A 19,524-nucleotide genomic window follows, 5' to 3' on the forward strand; every position below is an offset into this window, starting at 1 on the left:
TACTTGACTCAAACTTTTTCATTTGAAAATAAGGGATGAACGGAGTATTTATAGTATGATAGAGAAAAAGGGGGAAGAAAGGCATGGGAAATTTACATGGGAAGCGGATCGCCATCACAGGTTCTCGAAAGAGCGAGGAAATTTCCACGTTAATTCGTAAAAAAGGAGGGGAGCCTGTTATTCGAGCCATTCAAGAAACAATAAAATGCTCTCCTTCGGAATTGGAGGCTGATCTTCGAAGCATTGTTGAAAAAGGGACTGACTGGGCTGTGTTTACGACAGGAATAGGGACGAATGCTCTGTTGGAAGCGGCAGAAAAGATCGGCATTTTGGATTCATTTATAAACGTTTTAAAAGAAGCAAAAATAGCTGCCCGCGGCTATAAAACGAAAGCGGCTCTTAAACAAATCGGCATTCAGCCGGATGCTGCCGATGATGACGGAACGAATGGCGGGCTGCTTCGGGCTATTGAAGGATTTTCTTTTAAAGACAAGCATGTTTTTTTACAATTGCATGGAGAACCGGTGCCAAAGCTTTCAGAATGGTTTGAAAAGCACGGAGCGATTTTGCATGAAATTTTGCCATACCGCTCCATTGTACCTAATCCTGAGACCGTCGAGCAGCTGCTGGATGAAATAATCGAGAATAAGCTGAATGCTGTTGCGTTTACAGCTGCCCCGCAAGTAAGAGTGCTTTTTAAATTGGCTGAAAAAAAAGGAGCAACATCCGACCTTATAGAGGCATTTCAACAAAATGTTTTGGCAGCAGCCGTCGGCAAAGTAACTGCTGGAGAATTGAAGGAATATGGGGTGCAGCGCATCGTGGCTCCAGAACTGGAGCGGATGGGGGCGATGATTGTCGCTTTGGATGAGTATTTTCAATGATGTTGTTGTCAAAAAATTTAATGGCTGATTGTGTGTATAAAAAACAGGTGGAGCGTGACAGCTTTGAGGATGAATCACGTCCACCTGGGTTTGAACTTTTTACCTAAAAATCAGTATGTATGAAAGCATCGATTTATTTCATGAAAAACAAATACTGTAAATTTTGTGCAATATAATTCGGGTAAATTTTGTTTTTTTCAATATCTTCTTTTCTAGAGGCTCCTGTTAATACAAGGCATGTGCGGCAATTATTTGTTTTTCCAAGCAAAATATCGGTTTCTAAGCGATCGCCAATGATTAAGCACCTGTTGCTGTTTATGTTTAATTTTTCAAGAATTTTTTTGCCGTAAAAAGAGGAAGGCTTCCCGATCACCTGATCGATCGGCCGTCCTGATGCAGCTTCTATTGCTTTCGCTATTGCCAGTGTATCTGAAATATACCCTTCAGGAACTGGACAAAGCGAATCCGGATTGGCTGCAATTAATTTGGCTCCATTACGAACCGCGTTCATTGCCAAATTGAGTTTTTCGTAAGTGAAGCAGCGATCAAGCCCGACAAGTACGTGGGTCGCGTCCATAGGATTGTCGGTCATTTTTAGGGAAAATTTGTGGAATTCTTCCGAAATCGCTTTTTCACCTACAATATAGACTAAAGAGTCCGGAGATTTCTCTAAAAAATATACAGCTGACAAATAAGAAGCTGTCATGATTTCGTCCAGTTTCGCTTGAATTCCTAAATGATGAAGCCGCTCTCTGCATTCTTCTCTTGTTTGTGTCGATGTATTTGTGATAAAAAGAATTTTTTTGTTATGGCGCCTTAATCGGTCGATCGTTTCTTTTACACCGGGCAAAAGTTTATTGCCAATATATATAGTTCCATCTAAATCAAAACAATATGCATCAAAATCGTCAATGTGTAACAATACAATACTCCACCTTTATTCTGTTGAAAGTTCTTTTAGAAGAATTTCTTTGCCTTCGCGTAACTTTTCTAACGGTGTTCCGGGGGCATATTCTAGGATGAGCTGACAATCGATTGATTGTTCATGAATCGTTTTAAAGATTTCTTGCCATGGGACGGTTCCTTCACCGATTGGCAAGTGATCGTCTCCTGTTCCGTTATTATCATGAACATGGAGGGCAATCAGTCGATCCTTTGTCTGTTTCATTATTTGCGGAATATCCCAACCGTTTAAATTTGCGTGGCCAATATCAAGTAAATATCCTGCCGTGTCATGAATATTTTCTAAAAAGCTTATAAACTCATCTTGCGTAAAAATCGAACTGCCGTTGTATCCGACGTTTTCGATTGCCAGCTTGACGTTCAAAGGTTTAGCAAATTCACATAATTGATGGATATAATCTTCAGCTCGCTGCTTTGCTAAACGTTTGTCAAAAACCGGAGAAAAACAGAACCCAGGATGGATCACAACATGCGAAGCCTGAATCATGCCGGCAAACTCAATCGCTTTTTTGTATTCAAAAAATGAAGCTTCCCGAATCGCTTTATTTTCACTTGTTAAGTTAATATCCCATGCTGGCGGATGAATGGTGTAGCCGATGGGCAATTCTTTTAGTTTGGAAGACAATTTTTTGAATGATTTTTCCATGTCATCCCATTTTTCGCCATCCATTAATAGTTCAACTTTATCAGCTCCATATTCAATTAAGTCATGGACATTTTTTAAAGGATCTTTTGATACAAGCGGCAAATCAGAATAACAGATTTTTCTTTTCATAAACAACCACCTCATGAAAGATATGTTTCCACATTGATTTTGTGATTCATCGGACTGCTTTCATTCAGATCCAGCTCTTGCGGATAGCCTATTGATTGTGTGGATTCTTGATCAAAAATATGAATACGATCCATTTTTGGTTTTAAATAGACCATTTCCCCCGGATGCCAATTCTTTTTTTCACTCATCGCAATCACTTCATGACCTTCTAAATTTATATAAATACTGTAGCTGCTTCCTTGGTTTTCCACGTATTTCACTGTGCCTTTTAATGTGTTTTCTTGGGGAGTTTTATAAATTTCTAGATGTTCAGGACGAATTCCAAAAACAAACGTTTTGGCATTGCATTCATTTATTTGTCGGATCCACATCGGATGCAATAAAAATGATTGTTTCCCGATCATAACCTTGCCATCATAATAATCCATATCGACAATATTCGTTGGAGGCGAGCCGATAAATTTTGCCGTAAAGATGTTTGCAGGGCGGTTATATACATTTTCCGGCGTATCTACCATTTGCAATTGCCCTTGATTCATTAACGCAATACGATCCCCTATAGTCATTGCTTCAATTTGATCATGTGTAACATAAACGATTGTTTGCTTATACATTTCATGGATTTTCACTAGTTCCTTGCGCGCAGATACTCTTAGCTGCGCATCTAAATTTGATAATGGTTCATCAAGCAGAAAGAAATCAGATTTTTTTACAACGGCTCTTGCTAAAGCGACACGCTGCCTTTGCCCGCCGGATAAATCTTTCGGCAATCTGTTTTCATATCCTTTCAACTGGAGCATTTCTAACACAGCATTTAATCTTTTTTGAATTTCGTCTTTATGAACCTTCTGAACTTTTAAACCGTACGTAATATTTTCAACGACATTCATATGAGGATATAATGCATAATTTTGAAATACCATCGCTACATTTCTTTTTCCGCTTGGAATGTCATTCGCCTTTACGCCATTCAAATATAAGTCGCCCGAAGTAATTTCTTCAAGGCCTGCAATCATGCGTAAAGTTGTCGATTTGCCGCATCCGGACGGACCTAGAAGAACTAAACGTTCTCCAGGATGAATGGTAAGATTGAGCCCTTTTACAACATGTGTTTTTCCATAGGATTTCCAAACGTTTTCAAATCTTATTTCCTTCATTGTGCCATCCTCCGTTATTTAATTCCAGAAGAAGTAAATGTTCCTATAATATACTTCTGGAAAATTAAATATAAAGTTAAAGGTATTATCATTGTGATGACTGATACGGCCATGGCGACAGTAAAATTCGTGCCGCCTTCTGAGCTGATGTACATCTGTAAAGCAAGAGGCAATGTATAATTTTCCTTGCTTTTTAAAATGAGCACCGGCCATACGTATTCGTTCCAGGTAGTAATGAAAAACCAGATACCTGTTGATGTGACAGCCGGCCTAACTAATGGGAGAACGATATCTTTCATAATCCGGGCGTGTCCAATATGATCTAATTTGGCTGCTTCAATTAACGAGATGGGGATTGTTTTCATCGACTGCCTCATTAAAAAGATACCAAGCGCATTGGCAAGCTGCGGCAAAATAACACCCCAAACGCTGTTGACTAAACCGATACCCGATATGATCAAATAGTTTGGAATCATTGTTACGGTAAAAGGGATAAAAATTGTACTAATTAACATAAAATATAAAATGTTTTTCCCTTTAAACTGCAAAAATACGAAAGCATACGCTGCTAAAAATGATGTAATCAGTTTGAAAATTGTCGCAACAGAGGCAATAATGAACGTATTCATCGTAATTTTGAAAGCAGGTAAACTATTAAAGAATGTGATATAGTTTTCGAATGTCGGATTTAACGGAACTATGTTCAAAACATTGTTGTAGGCATCTTCCAACGTTTTAAACGATGAACCTAATGCAAAAACGATAGGATATAAAAGAATAATGATTGTAATGATAAAAATAATGTGCCAAGGTATCGCAACAGATCGTTTAATTTTCATAATAGATACCTCTTTCAACAAACTTAAATTCAAGAACTAATAATATGAAAAAGATTAACATCGTCATAATTGATAAAGCTGCAGAATGTCCTGTTCTGTAAAGTACGAAGGCTTCGTGATAGGCGTGATAGATCGCATTGGAGCTGGCGTAATTTGGACCGCCTTGTGTTATCACTTTTATAGGCGTGAATACATACTGCAGTCCTTGGACGATTGTAATAATAAACACATAAATGCCAGTAGCGCTGCTCATAGGCAAGACGATATGAAAGAATATTTTCCATAAAGGAACATTATCCAAACGGGCTGCTTCTATTATTTCGCGTGAAATACCGTTGATAGAAGCATAAAGGACGATAAAGTTATAGCCAAATACTTTCCAAGATGTAATCAAACTTAAAACCAATATGACCCAACCGTCTAATTTACTCCAAATCGGCATTTCAATGCCGAACCATCCTAAAATAATGGCAACAGGTCCGGAAACTGGATTTAAAATCCACGTAAACAATATCGAACCGACGACCAATGAGATGAATGCCGGCAGAAACAAGGCGCTTTTATAAAAACCATTAAATCGTTTTAAAATTAAATCTAAAACGAAAGCAAAAAGATACGGTATGATACAGTTTATAACTAATAAGAAAGCAATATATATAAATGTATTTCCCAATATTTTATATGTATTTCGATCTGATAAAACATCAATGTAGTTTTTCAATCCGACAAATTCTTTTGTCGGAGTAATCATGTTCCAGTCAAAAAAGCTTAAATAAATCGTGTATAAAAATGGCCAGAACATGAATATCGAAAATATAATTAACGTTGGAATCAATAAGCAATACGCTTTCCAACTCTCTTTATTTTTAAAAACCGTCCCATCACTCATATTTTTATTACCCTCCGCACTGATACCGAAAATAAAAGTTAAAAGGAGGGTGACTAAAGGAAGTTTTTTTGAAAAATTGTTATAAATGTTAGTCACCCTTTGTAGACATTTCCTTTTACTTTAACAATTCGTTGATGGATTTTTCCGTTGATTTTAAACCTTCTTCTACTGACACTTTTCCTGTAAGAATTTCGTCGCGTACATCTATTAATAATTGCTCTGCTTGTAAACCGGCGTCTCCAGGGAATGATGCCCAAGGAACAATCTTGTCCATTTGTTCTATGGCAGGCTTCATCATTTCATTTTCTTCTAAAAATGATTTAAGTCCATTTTCTGCTTCTGCAACATCTTTACGTGGAGGCACATAACCTGTTCCTTCTGTCCATTTAGCCATTGATTCAACGCTATAAAGAAATTTCATGAATTCCCATGCTGCTTTTTGCTGATCTTCATCTTTTGCTGTAATAGCCAGCATTGCGCCACCTGCCGGCAGTCTTACTTCTTTTCCTTCCCATGCTGGCGATTTGATTGCCGCTACGTCAAATTTGGCATTCGCTTGGATATGCGAACGTTGGGCAATCGTTGTATAGACCATGGCGACATTGCCATCGATAAAGCTTTGTACACCTTGATCCCAAGGCAAATGCAAGGCTGTTTTATCTTTTAACACCATATCAGCCCATAGTTGATACGCTTCAATTCCTTCTTTTGAAGCAAATGTTGCTTTTCCGTCCGTAATCATTTTGGCTCCGTTGCTTTCTAATAAAGCTTGTGTAGCCCAGTTATCTGCCGGCTCCTGCAAATAAAACCCATATTTTCCTGTTTTCTCTTTTATTATTTTGGAAAATTCTCTTACCTCTTCCCACGTTTTTGGCCCATTTTCATCTAAACCAGCTTTTCGTAAAAGGTCTCGATTAATATAGAGGACTGGATTGCTTAACGAATATGGAATCCCGACTTGTTCACCATCCGAATTTTTCGCTAAATCCAAAACATTTTTTAAGAAATGATCTTTTAAAAATGTTTTATCTTCTGGAAAATATTTATCTATTATTTCTTGCGGCGGCACATAATGAAAATTATTTGAGAAGTAGTCTAAAAATGCCCATCCTACTTGTACAACTGCTGGTGAATTGCCCGCAGCTACTTCAGCCTGTAAATTTTGCATCAACCCTTTATACATGTCCGGGTTGTATTTGGCTACGACTTCTACAGTATCACTTTGTGCATTAAATTCCTTCACTAACTCTTCTACTGTTTTTCCGCCTTGAGTTTCAGCATTTACGTGCCAGTATTCGATAACAGTTTTTTTGTTGCCGTCCTCTGATTTAGAAGGAGAGTCATTGGCTGCCTGCTTGCTCGTGTTGTTACAAGCTGCTAACATAAATACTAATGTAAATGCGCAAATCAATTTTACAAATGATTTCATTATATTCCTCCTCACCAAATTGTTTGAGCGTAATTAATGAAAGGGATCTTCAAACTGTCGTGACATTTCGCCTATTTAGAAAATTCTTTACATGAATCAGTTAACAAATCGTGTTGCCTTTGACTGGCTATCACCGTCCGTGTTCGAGCAAGCGGCTTCTACAAGCTGTCTTCAATTACAGATAAAGCTATTTTTCATCGTTATGCCAATGACAGGTTGGCAGATCGTTTGCCATTAATATTTTAGGTGTAAATGCTTTTCATCTCCCGGCCTGACAAAACTATTAAATGATGTCGAAATCACCTCCAATTGCTTGCATAACAAAAAAGAGACTCCAAATATAATGTATATATCTATTTCATATACATTAAATTTGAGGTCTCTCTATTTGCACCAGTAATTATTCACTTGTTACTTTTAATATAGATGATAATTGTTAATCTAGTATAAATCATATGTAAATTCTCTTTTAAAATTTATTTAAATCCATTTCCCACAATTTTGAGTTGGACGTCGTTACAGCGAGTGCGCCATTATTTATCGCTTCCTTCGCATGTTCAGGCAAAGTCAACAGCCCTCCTGTTATAACGGGAACTTGCGAAACCTTTGTGAATTTCTTTAAAAAATCCGGAGCACGGCACGGCATAATTTCTATTATATCTGAGCGGATTTGGTCCGCATCCTTCACTAAATTATGATAAACTTCCGTGTCAATTAAAAAGATTCGCTGAATAACAAATAAACCGCTTGATTTTGCCTTTTTTATAATGCCGTTCCTCGTTGTAACGATCGCCGTTGGCTGGACATTCTTTTTTACAAAGTCAATTCCATCGCCATCCATTTCCAGACCGCCTATTTTTTCAACATGCAATATGACGGGGAGCCCTTCAGACTGGATGAAATCAACATATCTTTTTACCGTTAAAATGGTTCCTGTCATTAGTAAGACAGCACTTAAATGTTCTTTATTCTTGATCGCTTTCTCAATATATTTCGGTTCTTTAATAGCTGCTACCATTCTATGTTTTTTTAATCTTTCCAACAAAATTGTTCCTGCATTGCTTTTTGCCACAGCTAAATTTCCTTTCTTTTAAAATTCCGAATCTGCTCTTAAGATTTAACAAAGTATTTTGTTATAAAAGCAATTCGATTGGCAAACGTTTGTTATACTTTGGATTGCGCGAAACATCTTGTTGGGCAGAATATGCTTGCTCTTTGGATGGGGGCAGAGGATCAAAAGCTTTTAAAAGAAATATAAAAAACAAATATTAAGCAAATATTGTGCCCAAGCTAATTCATTGTAAATTTTGCTTTACAAAAGATTTACATCTAGCATGATTTTGCCCGAAAGATTATTTTTAATAGCCGAATTATTTTTGCCGTTTTCTAAAATCGCTGGAGAGACTAGTTCCAAATAAGAAAGATGTGTATAAAAAAAGAGGATGTATGCTCTAATCATGAACATACTATCCTCTGAAAAATTAATATAGGTAATTAGATGATTAGTTGGAAAAGCACTTTCAACTTGTAGGGCTGAGATATCCCTTGAAACAGGAAAGTTTGCCGTGCACAGCGATTATGCTCTTCCCCAAATACGATTAATCCAGTTTTCAATAAGTCCGACCGCTTTATCGAGAAGCAGCCCGGATACGCCGATAAATAGTATGGCAGCCATGACTAAATCTAGCCTCATGGAATTTCTGGCGTCGACAACTAAATAACCAAGTCCTGACTGCGTTCCAACCATCTCTCCTGCTACAAGAAAAATCCAAGCTGTACCTACAGCTATATGAAGCCCGTTCGCAATATAAGGGAATGTGGCAGGAAAAATGATTTTGCGCAATAGCTCGAATTTTTTAATCTCGAAATTTTGTGCCACTTTCAAATAAGTTTTATCAACGTTCTTTACAGCAGATACTGTCGATAGCAAAACAGGAAAGAAGGCAGCAATAAAAATAATTACTATTGCCGGCATATTGCCAATCCCAAACCAAAGTACAATAAACGGCGACCATGCGATTGGCGAAACAGGCCGCAATACCTGGATAATTGGGTCAATCACTCCCCATAATAGTGGTATTCTGCCAAAAATAAGTCCTAAAATGATCGCTAATACAACGGCAGAAAGATATCCAGCCAAAAATCGCATGATACTCACTTGAAAATGTTCGAACAGTGTGCCATCTTTAATCAAAGAAAGTATTCCATCCCATACTTGAATGGGTGAAGGGAAAAGTGCTGAATCATATTTTCCAATGAAAATAATTAATTGCCACAAGGTAATCAAGATAGCAAAACCAATGATGACGTTTATGAAATTCTTATATTTAATCATCCTATCACTTCTCTTTTTTCTCAAATTAATTGGTGAATTTATGCATCATCAACCATGCGGAACTGTCATTTTAGTATACTTCCATCATTAGGGCTTCTGTTGTTCAACATGCCTAGTGCCTGCTTAACCATAGAACATCTTTAAATTCGCGTCCATCTTTCGGTTTGCTCGAGAAATAGGAATTCCCCTTATGGAAGCTTTGCATTGTCTATTAGCGAATTATCTACAAATTCTTCATAAGATGGCGGATTTTTTTGTAAGCCCATCTCAATCAAGTTTTTCGTTAATTCTTTATAGTCTTTTTCATGAATGATTAAATCGTCATAGGCAATCCATTTAAAAGATAAATCCATTACTTCTTTGTCCGCTTTCATATATTTGGAGGACATTTCAATTGTTTGCTCATCCTTGTGCTCTGCTACCTCACCAGCTTTTAAGTAATAATTAACAAAATCCTGAGCAATCTCTTTTTCCTTTTCGATAAATTCACCGCGCAGTACTAGTGCACAGTCAATGGAATTCTGCCAAATTTCATTATCTTGAAATAGTACCTTGCCCTTTCCGATCGATACGGAAGCTGCACCAAAAGGTTCTGCAACGACATATCCAGCAATTCTGCCCTCAGATAAAGCTGCCGGCATTTCTGCTGGAGGCATCTCGACAGCCTTTACATCATCGTACTTTAATCCGTTTTGTTTTAACATTTGATAAAGCAAAATATTGTGAGTGGAGAATTTGTGTGGAATAGCAAAATTTTTCCCCTTTAAGTCTTTAACACTATTAATATTATTTGCTACGACAAGTACGTTCCCATCTCGATGTCCTAATGCGACAGCTTTTAAATCTATGCCTTGCTCTTTTGCCTTCATAGCCAAAGTAACTAGCATGGAAGCTCCGTCAATATTGCCTGTGTTTAAGGCGTCTACAAGCTCAGGCCACGAACCAAATTTCACGAGTTCAAGATTGAATTTTTCATATTTTTCTAATTCCTTCTCGATAAACAGAGGTACTGCATGAGTAATCGGCAAATACCCGATCTTGATTGTTCTTTTTCCATCTTTACCACTTTCGGAAGTATTATCGCTTCCGTTTGCTCCACAAGCAGCCATTGTCAATAACAATACTGATATAACTAATAGAAACAGTCCAGATTGAATAATCCTTTTCATCTAATTTCCCCTTTTCCTATTTTTATTTTTTATATACAATGTGAGCTTGCTTTGAAAAATTAGATATAATACTCCGTTGTTACATTAGGATGGTTAAAGTGGAATTCTTCAAAAATGATTTTTCGATAATACTGAAAATCAGAATGGCTTCGGTCTCGAGGCTTCGAGAGAGCGATCTTGATCTCCCTGTGAATATGACCGGGATTTGGATGCATTATGAGAATCCGGTCTGATAAATAGATTGCTTCATCAATATCGTGGGTAACTAAAATAATAGTTGTTTTTTCCTTTTGCTGGATGCGAAGCAGTTCATCCTGCAAATAATAACGATTAAACGTGTCCAATGCTGCAAACGGTTCATCCATTAAAATTAATTCTGGCTTCAGTGCAAGTGCTCTGGCAATTCCTGCTCTTTGCTGCATTCCTCCAGAAAGTTCATGAGGAAACAAATCTTCTTTTCCTTTTAGACCAACCAATGCCAAGTAATGTAACGCTCTTTCCTTCCGTTCTGCAGGATGAAGCTTGAGACCTTCCAGCCCCAATTCTACATTTTTAAGCACTGTTCGCCATGGGAGCAGTCCATAGTCTTGAAACAGCATTATGCATTTGCGATTCGGCTGATTCACCACATTCCCATCAAGCAAAACTTGACCGCTATCCGCCTTTTCAAAGCCGCCGATAATATTTAAAAAAGTGCTTTTCCCGCAGCCGCTTTCTCCTAATATGGAGATGATTTCACCTTGCTTTATTTCTAGTGAAATATTGTCTAGAACGTGTATTTCTTTATTTTTATTTGTGTAGCTCTTGCTCAAATTTTCAACTTTAATAATTGTAGACTGCTGAGAATCCATTCATTACACCGCCTCTTAGTCGTCGGATTTTCATTAATCTTCGGTTAATTCATTAACAAAATAATTCTTATAAGAATAGTGAGTTTTAATATTTGTAGATCATTTTATTATACTTTGTTAGTTTTTTCAACTATATATAGAAAATATTTTTTAGTGTCAATGATTTTAATTTTTGAGAATGAATCGTGTTATTTTGATTGTGAGCGGTTTGCACCGATGTATCTGGACGTTTTGCAGAAGAAGTGATGGGAGTTCAATGAGGATAAGCTTAGTAATTGCGTTTTTATTTTTATTATGATGGACGTTTGCGGATGGCATTTTTGAAGCCGGAGGCAGGAAAACATTTAAAGCTGTAAGCGGGATTTTTAAAGTGATGCTTTAAGAATAGGTAGGTGATTCAAGCATACTGGATTTTACGGAAGGTGTTGAAAAAGGAGAACAAGGGAATGATGATAACCTGGAATAGGGGATTTATAATATGGATTTCGTATTCGTTATTGACAAAGGGAAATGAATTTATGTAAAAATTGGTATCTAAGAGGCTAGACGCGTGGAAAAACTCCTCCTGAAAGGCAATTGCCGGAGCTTCCAGCACGCCTATCCTTAAACTAGTCTTAGAAGACCTGACAGCATTTTTATTTAATATTTTGAAGCTCACTTTCAATAGAAATAACTTCAACATTTTGGACAAGTTCGCCTGTTTTTTTGGAATAATAGGCAATGTCCACCTCATCACCTGTAGCCGGGTCAATTAGTTTTTTATAACATTTTTTTAAATGTTTGCTTCCCCAAATAATAAGTGCATTGAAAACATGCTCTAAATCTTTTCCGCTTTGTGTTAATACATAGCGGTATCGAGGTGGATGCTGTGAATAAAGCTCTGATTGAACGAGGCCTTCTTCTTCTAAATATCTGAGACGTTCCGAAAGCAAATTAGAAGAAATTCCCGGTAAAGCTTTTTTAATTTCATTAAAAAGTGCATTTCCGTTTAAAATTTCATGAATAATTAACAGTGTCCAACGATCTCCAATGATATTAAGTGATTGCGCGATGTTGCAAGGGATATCATATCTTATTTTCATAAACTAATCTCCTCCATTTGTTACAATCCATTTTAACATAAAATAATTTAAAAGTGATTAAGTTGATTTTTTGAACTAAGTATATTAAAATGACTTTATGATAATAAAAAAGTGGGGGATAAAAATATGGCGCTATACTTAATTGAATCATCCTTAAATGGTATTGTATCAGCAAAAGAGGAATTAGATCAAAAAGTTTCAGAGCTTCAAGGAAAATTAAACGAAAATCAGGCATCATTAATTGAACTTCAAGTATCAAAGGATTTCTCACGCGCATTCTTTATTGTTGAAGCAGAAAATCAAAAAGCTGCCACTGAAACGTTAAAAGACATTCAGATACCTATTCATCTAGTAAAACAAGTTCGTCTTGTTGGAAAAGAACTCGAAGATGTAAAGAAAAATAATGAAGTTGTCAATTATTTGGTTGAATGGAATTTACCAGAAGATTTGACAATGGAACAATATTTGGAGAGAAAGAAGAAAAACTCTGTACATTATCAAGAAGTTCCTGAAGTAACATTTTCGAGAACTTATGTTTGTGAAGATATGACAAAATGCCTTTGCTTCTACGATGCACCAGATGAAGAGGCTGTTAAGCGTGCCCGCAACGCAGTAAAAACACCAATTGACTCCATTACGGAAATATTGGCAGATAAATAATCAATTTTAATCACCTTTTTTAAAGAGGCGGGGCTGTCCGATAAGTCCCTAAAATGAAGCAAGTGGAGAAAAACAATGCGTTTCTTTCCACTTGCTTTTATATTTTTTCGATTTTTATCTGAAAGTAGCTTGCGGATGCCGGCTACTTTCAGGAAGTTGTAATAAGCCAAGCATTGGTTTATTGTCTTTTTTTTTAAGCTCTTTTGAAATACATATACAGGTTCATCTTTATCAAAAAAATAGGAGAGACGGCAAAATAAAGATTGATTTTTTGAACCTAATATAATAAAATAACTTTAAACCGACTAAACACGTAGGAATTATTTATTTAATAATAATTGGAATGCCTGATTTCGGACATTATGAACGCGGGTGATGATTGAAATGAATAGTTTGGACGAAAAAGTTGAAACGTTGGAGCAGTTAATTGAAAAAGAATTGAAACCATATGTAAAAAAAATTGATGCGGAAGGTTTTTATCAGGAGCAATATTTGCGGGAGCTAGGGAAAGCTGGATTTTTCTCTACGAATCATAAGTCGCAAAAGGAATATATTTTACAAGAAATGAAAGTAGTAGAAGAAACAGCAAAATGGTGTATGACGACTGCATTTTGCCTATGGTGCCATCTGGCCGCTTTAACTTATGTGCGAAATTCCAATAATCTTTCATTAAAAAATAAATTGCTCCCTTTGTTGGAGAGTGGAAAAATTTTAGGTGCAACAGGCTTATCGAATCCGATGAAATATTATGCAGGACTTGAAAAATTGCACTTAAAGGCAAAACCTAAAGAAGATGGTTATATACTTTCAGGTGTTTTGCCGAATGTATCCAATCTAGGTGACAATCATTGGTTCGGTGTGATTGCTGAGGTGGATGAACACAAACGAATCATGTGCTTCATTCCGAGCAATGCAGAAGGATTAATATTAAAGGAAAAAAATGATTTTCTAGGTTTAAATGGAAGCGCAACATATTCTTGTACTTTTCAAGATGTTTTTGTCCCGAATCAGTGGGTTTTATCTGACGATGCGGATCTTTTTGTGGAGAAAATCCGCCCGGTTTTCATTTTATATCAAATACCTCTTGGTTTAGGTGTTATACGATCTTCCATCGCCTCCATTGAAAAGGTTATTAATAAACAAAATGGCTGCAACAGCTTTTTGAAAATACAGCCGGGTCAATTGAAAACACAAGAGCGCAAAATTCAAGATGACATTCATGCATTGTTCAGCGATCAAAGACTCGACTGGAAAGAAATTGCAAAGATACGTTTGGAAGCTGCTTATTTAACCCTTGAAGCTGTACAGGCAAACATGCTTCATCACGGAAGTGCCGGATATCTCATGCATAGTGCACCTTCCCGCAGACTCCGCGAAGCGTATTTCTTTGCTAATTTAACACCAACAGTGAAACATTTAGAAAAAGTTCTTCACTCATAAAAAATCCCTCATGGTTCTCCATAAGGGATTTTTTGTATGTGCTGGGCATCTGTACATTCGCCAAGCTTTAAAGCAGCAGTATTTTGTTTAAGACAAGGGTGTCTAGGGCGCCAAGATCTGAAGGAAGTCAGCAGCCAATTTTCGACTTGCGGAAAAGATGATCGATGTTTTATTCTTTCTCCTTTTTTTTCTTTAACCTTCCTTCGCGTCGAGCAGCGTCCCGCAATAAAAATTCAATATGGGAATTGACGCTGCGGAATTCCTCTTGCGCCCAACGTTCAATAACGGCATACAATTCAGGATCGATTCTTAAAGGGAAATTTTTCTTTTTTGCCATGGTGCGACACAACCATTAATATAGACTTCCGGTATTTATGACCGGCTGGGTGCCGCGATCGGAGATGATCGCAACCATTAAATTATTCACCATGTTAACCTTTCTTTCTTCATCAAGCTCAATCGTTCCGTCGCTAGCCAGCTGCTCGACAGCCATTTGGGCCATACTGACGGCTCCTTCGACAATCTTTTTTCTCGCAGATAAAACGGCGGCTGCCTGCTGGCGCTGAAGCATGGCGCTGGCAATTTCAGTCGAGTAAGCTAAATGAGTCAGTCTAGCTTCTATTACTTCAACTCCAGCGACGTTCAACCGTTCTTGCAATTCATCTGCCAGCTCTTTTGAAACAACATCGGCGTTGCCTCTTAATGTAATATTGTGGTCATCAAACGTATCGTAAGGATATTTCGTTGCTACATGACGAATGGCAGCCTCGCTTTGGATTTCCACGAATTCTTCATAATCATCCACATCAAAAGTTGCTTTTGCGGAATCGATTACTTTAAAGACGATGACCGAAGCAATTTCAATCGGATTCCCTTCCACATCGTTTACTTTTAGCTTTTTGCTGTTAAAATTTCGAACGCGAAGGGACACCTTTTGTCTAATAGTTAATGGAACCGTTAAAGCAAGGCCACTTTTCCGAATGCTTCCTAAATAACGTCCGAAGAAAATGACAACGTTTGCTTGATTCGGCTGTACAATGGTAAGACCGCTTCCAAGAAGTACGGCAAGAACAACCAATACAATTGCAAGAACAATAAACTCCTGGATAAATGTAAAAGCTGCTCCGAGCAAAAGTGCAACGATTAATACAATTCCAATAAACCCGTCAATAAACCATGCCTTTTTTTCTTTCAACTTTCATTGCCCCTCTCATATTATTTTTATATTAAAATGATATCACTTTTTGAAATAAATGTAAATATATATTGTCAAAAAATTTTGGCGAAAAACGTTTTTGGAGCTATGAAAATTCAATGAAAACCAAAATAAAAAACCTCAACTAACAACCATGCTAAACGTCATTTCGTTAGCAAGGGTTAGTCGAGGATTTAGGTTTAAATATATTTAGTTCATTATTGTTTGCATAGGTTCGTTTCTTTAGCATTAAAACAGAAAAATAAGACATACAATGAGGATGACAATGAACAATAAGGTATAAATCCATGTCAACGAGCGAACATTGCGAAAGGAGCTTGTTTCATATTCCCTTGACCTTGTAAGTTCATCATGGGGACTGTTCCCGATCGCTTTATATGTTTCTATTTTTTTTCCTACTTCTTTTCCGATAAACGCAGTTAAAATGAGTGCAAGTACACAAATAATAATGCCTACGGTCAATAACATACTATACATAAAACCATCTCCCTGTCTCTTTACATTGTGGTAGAGAATTTTGATAATCACCTGAAAATAGGAATTTATTTATGCTGAATATTATAAAATGCATCAGCAAATCTTTTTATTCCTTCATTTATATTTTCTTCATTTTCTCTTGCGAAGGTAAAACGGACATATTTTGTACTTGATCCAAGCGTTGAGCCCGGAACATAAATAACCCCGCGCTTGATCGACTCTTCTAGCAGCTGGATCTCATTAAAGTCTTTCTTTATTTTGCACCATAAATGAATGCCTCCTTGCGGGATATAAAAATCAACATCGTCTTTTAAGTAGAATCGAAGGCTTTTGACAATTTGATCCCTTCTGTTTTCGAGCCGTTTGACTAAGCAGTTGATATGGGCATCGAAGTCGTCAGATTCCAGAAAATCATTGGCAATCCATTGAGTAAAGCTGGCATGACCGAAATCCACTTGCTGTTTGGCATCAGACAATCTTTCAATCACAGGCTTTGGTCCAATAACCCAACCAATTCGCAAACCAGAAGCAACAATTTTCGACAATGAGCTGATATATAAGACATTTCCATGCTCATCCATTGATTTTAGCGGGTAGGTCTCTTCCCCATTAAAGGACGTTAAACTGTAAGGATCGTCTTCAACAATCGGTATTCCATACTCAGACGATATTTCCAATATTTTTTCCCGCCGGTTTTTATGAAGGAAAGCGCCTGATGGATTTTGGAAAGCAGGATTTAAAAAGATCATCCTGATTCGATGTTTTTTATGCAATAGAAGCAAATCATCCGGGTTTATACCGTCTTTGTCAACTGGTAAATAGAAAGGTCTAATTCCGGTTGATTTAAAGACCGGGAGACTGTAATAATACGAAGGCTCTTCTAATGCTATCGCATCACCCGGCTTTAATAAGCATTGGACGATTAAATATAAAGCTTGCTGCGCTCCTGATGTGATGAGAATGGAAGACGGATTTGTCTCAATTCTCCGATATCGTTTCACATGCTTTGTGATAGTTTTTCTTAATATCTCATTCCCTTGAGGATGATCATATCCTAGGCTTCCGATAAATGACCTTGTCGAAATGATTTCTCGCAAGGAGTCGATTGGAAAAAGATCTTCCGACAATTCACCGCTAGCTAAATTGATTAGTTTATGCTCTTCCATCTCTTTGCGTATTCTCTGGGTCACAGGTAAATTCGGCAAGAACGATCCTGCCTCAATATACCGATTCCAGCTTGGTACACGCTTCTTTGTCATGCCCCATATATCTTTGCTGATTGTTGTTCCGCTTCCTCTCTTTCTCTCGATAAGTCCGTTTGATTCTAATTCGTCATATGCAGCCACAACTGTGCTTCTGTTTATTTGCAGCTTATTGGCCAAAAACCGTTCAGAAGGCAGCGGTTTATCAGGGGGAAATGTGCCATCCGCAATTCCATTTTCAATATATTCGGCCAGCTGTTTATATATAGGCTTTTTTGCATTTCGATCCGGTTTCCAGTCCATATGCTTCACCCTTTTGATCTGCTTGGCACTTCCTGCAATATGGCAAGTTAATCAGGTTCTTTGTTATTTATCTATAGAATGTTCCTATTGAACATAATCGAAAATGTTGTTATATTCATCAAAATTTGAACCTGTTCAAACATTAATTATAACGCTAGATGAAAGAATAATGCCCATCCAATTCAGTAACATTTTACCCATCCACTTTTATTTTAACTTGGAGTTTTTAGCACATGATTTGAACGCTGCTGAAAAATCGTTAGCTTTTGTAACATGGACGCAATGTTTAAAGCTGTCCTGCCCGATTTTTTCTTTACTTGAAGTTGAAAACCCTTAAAATAGATGTGCGATTTTCGGCAAATTTATTTCACTTTATGGTTCGTCTTGGATAAATGGCTGTTGCAGTATTGAAATTGGATGATTGACAAAGTCTTTGATTGGATGGTCCAAAAATTTTTGAACATTTTTATTATGAATAATATACTCCAATTCAAACCGTTTCTCATATTTTACGCTTAATGCTTTATAGAATTAAGTGTTGATAGTTAGTTCGACACTCAACCACAGCTGTATTGTACAAAGGAGCATGCTAAGAAATTATCATTAAATTACTTCAGATGAGATATCACATGAAAAGCTCTCATGGAAAAACATAATCCAATTATTTTGAACTCAAATTCATGGACCGGCCCTTCTATGCTTAAAAAGAGGATTATTCAAAGTGTTTTCCTTCCTGTGCAGATTTTTTTATGGAAGATGAATAGGGTGCAACTTCCGAAGGTTATGACTTTGAAGGTTCATGAGCTTCGGCATTTAAGATTGCTTTAGATTTTTTGATTTGGTGGAGGGGAAAAATATGTCGAACAGAGCACAAAAGGTTAAAGTTGCTGTTATACAAGCCTCATCTGTTATTATGGACCGGGACGCCACGACAAAAAAGGCGGTTAGCCTCATACATCAAGCTGCTGAAAAAGGAGCAAAGATTGTTGTATTTCCTGAAGCTTTTATTCCCGCTTATCCTAGAGGCTTATCTTTTGGTACAACGATTGGGAGCCGTTCGGCTGAAGGGAGGAAGGATTGGTATAGATACTGGAGCAATTCTGTAGCTGTTCCAGACGAAACGACGGAACAACTTGGTGAAGCGGCTCGAAAAGCAGGTGTCTACCTTGTGATAGGTGTAACAGAAAGGGATAATGAATTTAGCGGCGGGACTCTTTACTGTTCTGTTTTATTTTTCGATTCTGACGGACAGTTGTTAGGAAAACACCGCAAATTAAAACCGACTGCAGCAGAACGGATTGTTTGGGGGGAAGGGGATGGAAGCACATTACCAGTGTTTGACACCCCTTATGGAAGAATAGGGGCGCTAATCTGCTGGGAAAATTATATGCCGTTAGCAAGGGCTGCGATGTACGCACTAGGAATTCAAATTTATATTGCCCCAACGGCTGATGCAAGGGAAACTTGGCAGTCAACAATCCGTCACATTGCTTTGGAGGGGAGATGCTTTGTTTTGTCTGCCAATCAATATGTGACAAAAGATATGTATCCGAAAGATTTGGCTTGTTATGATGAACTTACTTCTTCACCTGAAGTAATGAGCAGAGGAGGTAGCGCGATTGTTGGACCGTTGGGTGAATATGTGGCAAAGCCCGTATTTGGTAAGGAAGACATCATCATTGCAGAACTGGATATGAAACAAATCGCCTATAGCCAGTTTGATTTTGATCCTGTTGGGCATTATGCAAGACCTGATGTTTTTAAATTGCTAGTCAACAAAGAGAAGAAGACAACTATTGAGTGGAAAAATTAATCTCATGATGAGACTCGTTTCTACGATGATCTCATTATTT

The 19,524-nt window shown here is 37.3% G+C and carries 19 protein-coding genes; 4 read left to right on the top strand and 15 right to left on the bottom strand.

Annotated elements, in window-relative coordinates; genetic code table 11:
• Positions 1–83 precede the first annotated feature (83 nt).
• Positions 84–884, top strand: coding sequence for a uroporphyrinogen-III synthase (locus tag NSQ61_RS18450; RefSeq protein ID WP_144598391.1), 801 nt, complete (start codon positions 84–86; stop codon positions 882–884).
• Positions 885–1,017: 133 nt separating this feature from the next.
• Here the strand turns inward: NSQ61_RS18450 and NSQ61_RS18455 are convergent, their stop codons facing one another.
• The 11 genes from NSQ61_RS18455 to NSQ61_RS18505 all read right to left on the bottom strand — a co-directional run bounded on the left by NSQ61_RS18455 (position 1,018) and on the right by NSQ61_RS18505 (position 12,373).
• Positions 1,018–1,806, bottom strand: coding sequence for an HAD-IIA family hydrolase (locus NSQ61_RS18455; RefSeq protein WP_340807851.1), 789 nt, complete (start codon positions 1,804–1,806; stop codon positions 1,018–1,020).
• A 15-nt stretch (positions 1,807–1,821) separates the two neighbouring features.
• Positions 1,822–2,622: a sugar phosphate isomerase/epimerase family protein gene (locus NSQ61_RS18460; protein WP_063386793.1), complete on the bottom strand. Its 801-nt coding sequence runs from the start codon at positions 2,620–2,622 to the stop codon at positions 1,822–1,824.
• Positions 2,623–2,633: 11 nt separating this feature from the next.
• A complete protein-coding gene (locus tag NSQ61_RS18465) occupies positions 2,634–3,779 on the bottom strand; it encodes an ABC transporter ATP-binding protein (RefSeq protein WP_063386792.1) in 1,146 nt (381 codons plus the stop codon).
• Positions 3,780–3,793: 14 nt separating this feature from the next.
• Positions 3,794–4,618, bottom strand: coding sequence for a carbohydrate ABC transporter permease (locus NSQ61_RS18470; RefSeq protein ID WP_003252244.1), 825 nt, complete (start codon positions 4,616–4,618; stop codon positions 3,794–3,796).
• Positions 4,608–5,507 carry a carbohydrate ABC transporter permease gene (locus NSQ61_RS18475; protein ID WP_327848576.1) on the bottom strand — a complete coding sequence of 300 codons (900 nt, stop codon included), beginning with the start codon at positions 5,505–5,507 and terminating at the stop codon, positions 4,608–4,610. The genes NSQ61_RS18470 and NSQ61_RS18475 overlap by 11 nt, the downstream gene beginning before the upstream one ends.
• A 115-nt stretch (positions 5,508–5,622) precedes the next feature.
• The gene (locus NSQ61_RS18480) at positions 5,623–6,936 is read right to left on the bottom strand and encodes an ABC transporter substrate-binding protein (protein ID WP_066247712.1); all 1,314 of its coding nucleotides are present in this window, start codon (positions 6,934–6,936) and stop codon (positions 5,623–5,625) included.
• A 469-nt stretch (positions 6,937–7,405) separates the two neighbouring features.
• Positions 7,406–8,008, bottom strand: coding sequence for a glycerol-3-phosphate responsive antiterminator (locus NSQ61_RS18485; RefSeq protein ID WP_232515598.1), 603 nt, complete (start codon positions 8,006–8,008; stop codon positions 7,406–7,408).
• Positions 8,009–8,512: 504 nt separating this feature from the next.
• Positions 8,513–9,271, bottom strand: coding sequence for an ABC transporter permease (locus NSQ61_RS18490; RefSeq protein ID WP_063386789.1), 759 nt, complete (start codon positions 9,269–9,271; stop codon positions 8,513–8,515).
• 188 nt (positions 9,272–9,459) lie between these two features.
• Positions 9,460–10,440: an ABC transporter substrate-binding protein gene (locus NSQ61_RS18495; protein ID WP_340807853.1), complete on the bottom strand. Its 981-nt coding sequence runs from the start codon at positions 10,438–10,440 to the stop codon at positions 9,460–9,462.
• Between the two features lie 59 nt (positions 10,441–10,499).
• The gene (locus tag NSQ61_RS18500) at positions 10,500–11,291 is read right to left on the bottom strand and encodes an ABC transporter ATP-binding protein (protein WP_130156861.1); all 792 of its coding nucleotides are present in this window, start codon (positions 11,289–11,291) and stop codon (positions 10,500–10,502) included.
• A gap of 635 nt (positions 11,292–11,926) precedes the next feature.
• Complete coding sequence (locus tag NSQ61_RS18505; RefSeq protein WP_066247718.1) at positions 11,927–12,373, bottom strand: winged helix-turn-helix transcriptional regulator; 447 nt, start codon at positions 12,371–12,373, stop codon at positions 11,927–11,929.
• A 126-nt stretch (positions 12,374–12,499) separates the two neighbouring features.
• Between NSQ61_RS18505 and NSQ61_RS18510 the strand changes: the two genes are divergently transcribed.
• Together NSQ61_RS18510 and NSQ61_RS18515 are read left to right on the top strand one after the other, a co-directional pair.
• The gene (locus NSQ61_RS18510) at positions 12,500–13,033 is read left to right on the top strand and encodes a DUF4242 domain-containing protein (protein WP_063386785.1); all 534 of its coding nucleotides are present in this window, start codon (positions 12,500–12,502) and stop codon (positions 13,031–13,033) included.
• Between the two features lie 384 nt (positions 13,034–13,417).
• Positions 13,418–14,473, top strand: a complete 1,056-nt coding sequence (locus tag NSQ61_RS18515; protein ID WP_311066519.1) for an acyl-CoA dehydrogenase family protein — start codon at positions 13,418–13,420, stop codon at positions 14,471–14,473.
• A gap of 169 nt (positions 14,474–14,642) precedes the next feature.
• On the opposite strand, the gene NSQ61_RS18520 is transcribed toward NSQ61_RS18515, so the two are convergent.
• From NSQ61_RS18520 to pdxR, 4 genes are all read right to left on the bottom strand, one after another.
• Positions 14,643–14,810, bottom strand: a complete 168-nt coding sequence (locus NSQ61_RS18520; RefSeq protein ID WP_065095528.1) for an Arc family DNA-binding protein — start codon at positions 14,808–14,810, stop codon at positions 14,643–14,645.
• A gap of 15 nt (positions 14,811–14,825) precedes the next feature.
• The gene (locus NSQ61_RS18525; RefSeq protein WP_339197507.1) at positions 14,826–15,668 is read right to left on the bottom strand and encodes an SPFH domain-containing protein; all 843 of its coding nucleotides are present in this window, start codon (positions 15,666–15,668) and stop codon (positions 14,826–14,828) included.
• Positions 15,669–15,917: 249 nt separating this feature from the next.
• A complete protein-coding gene (locus tag NSQ61_RS18530; protein WP_339197505.1) occupies positions 15,918–16,166 on the bottom strand; it encodes a hypothetical protein in 249 nt (82 codons plus the stop codon).
• Positions 16,167–16,231: 65 nt separating this feature from the next.
• On the bottom strand, positions 16,232–17,671 hold the full coding sequence (pdxR, locus tag NSQ61_RS18535) for a MocR-like pyridoxine biosynthesis transcription factor PdxR (protein ID WP_063386781.1): 1,440 nt from the start codon (positions 17,669–17,671) through the stop codon (positions 16,232–16,234).
• A gap of 856 nt (positions 17,672–18,527) precedes the next feature.
• Here pdxR and NSQ61_RS18540 point away from each other — a divergent pair.
• On the top strand, positions 18,528–19,484 hold the full coding sequence (locus tag NSQ61_RS18540) for a carbon-nitrogen hydrolase family protein (protein ID WP_340807856.1): 957 nt from the start codon (positions 18,528–18,530) through the stop codon (positions 19,482–19,484).
• The last annotated feature ends 40 nt before the right edge of the window (positions 19,485–19,524 follow it).

The sequence above is a fragment of the Aeribacillus sp. FSL K6-1121 genome, assembly GCF_038003725.1.
GTDB classification, from domain to species: Bacteria; Bacillota; Bacilli; order Bacillales; family Aeribacillaceae; genus Aeribacillus; species Aeribacillus composti.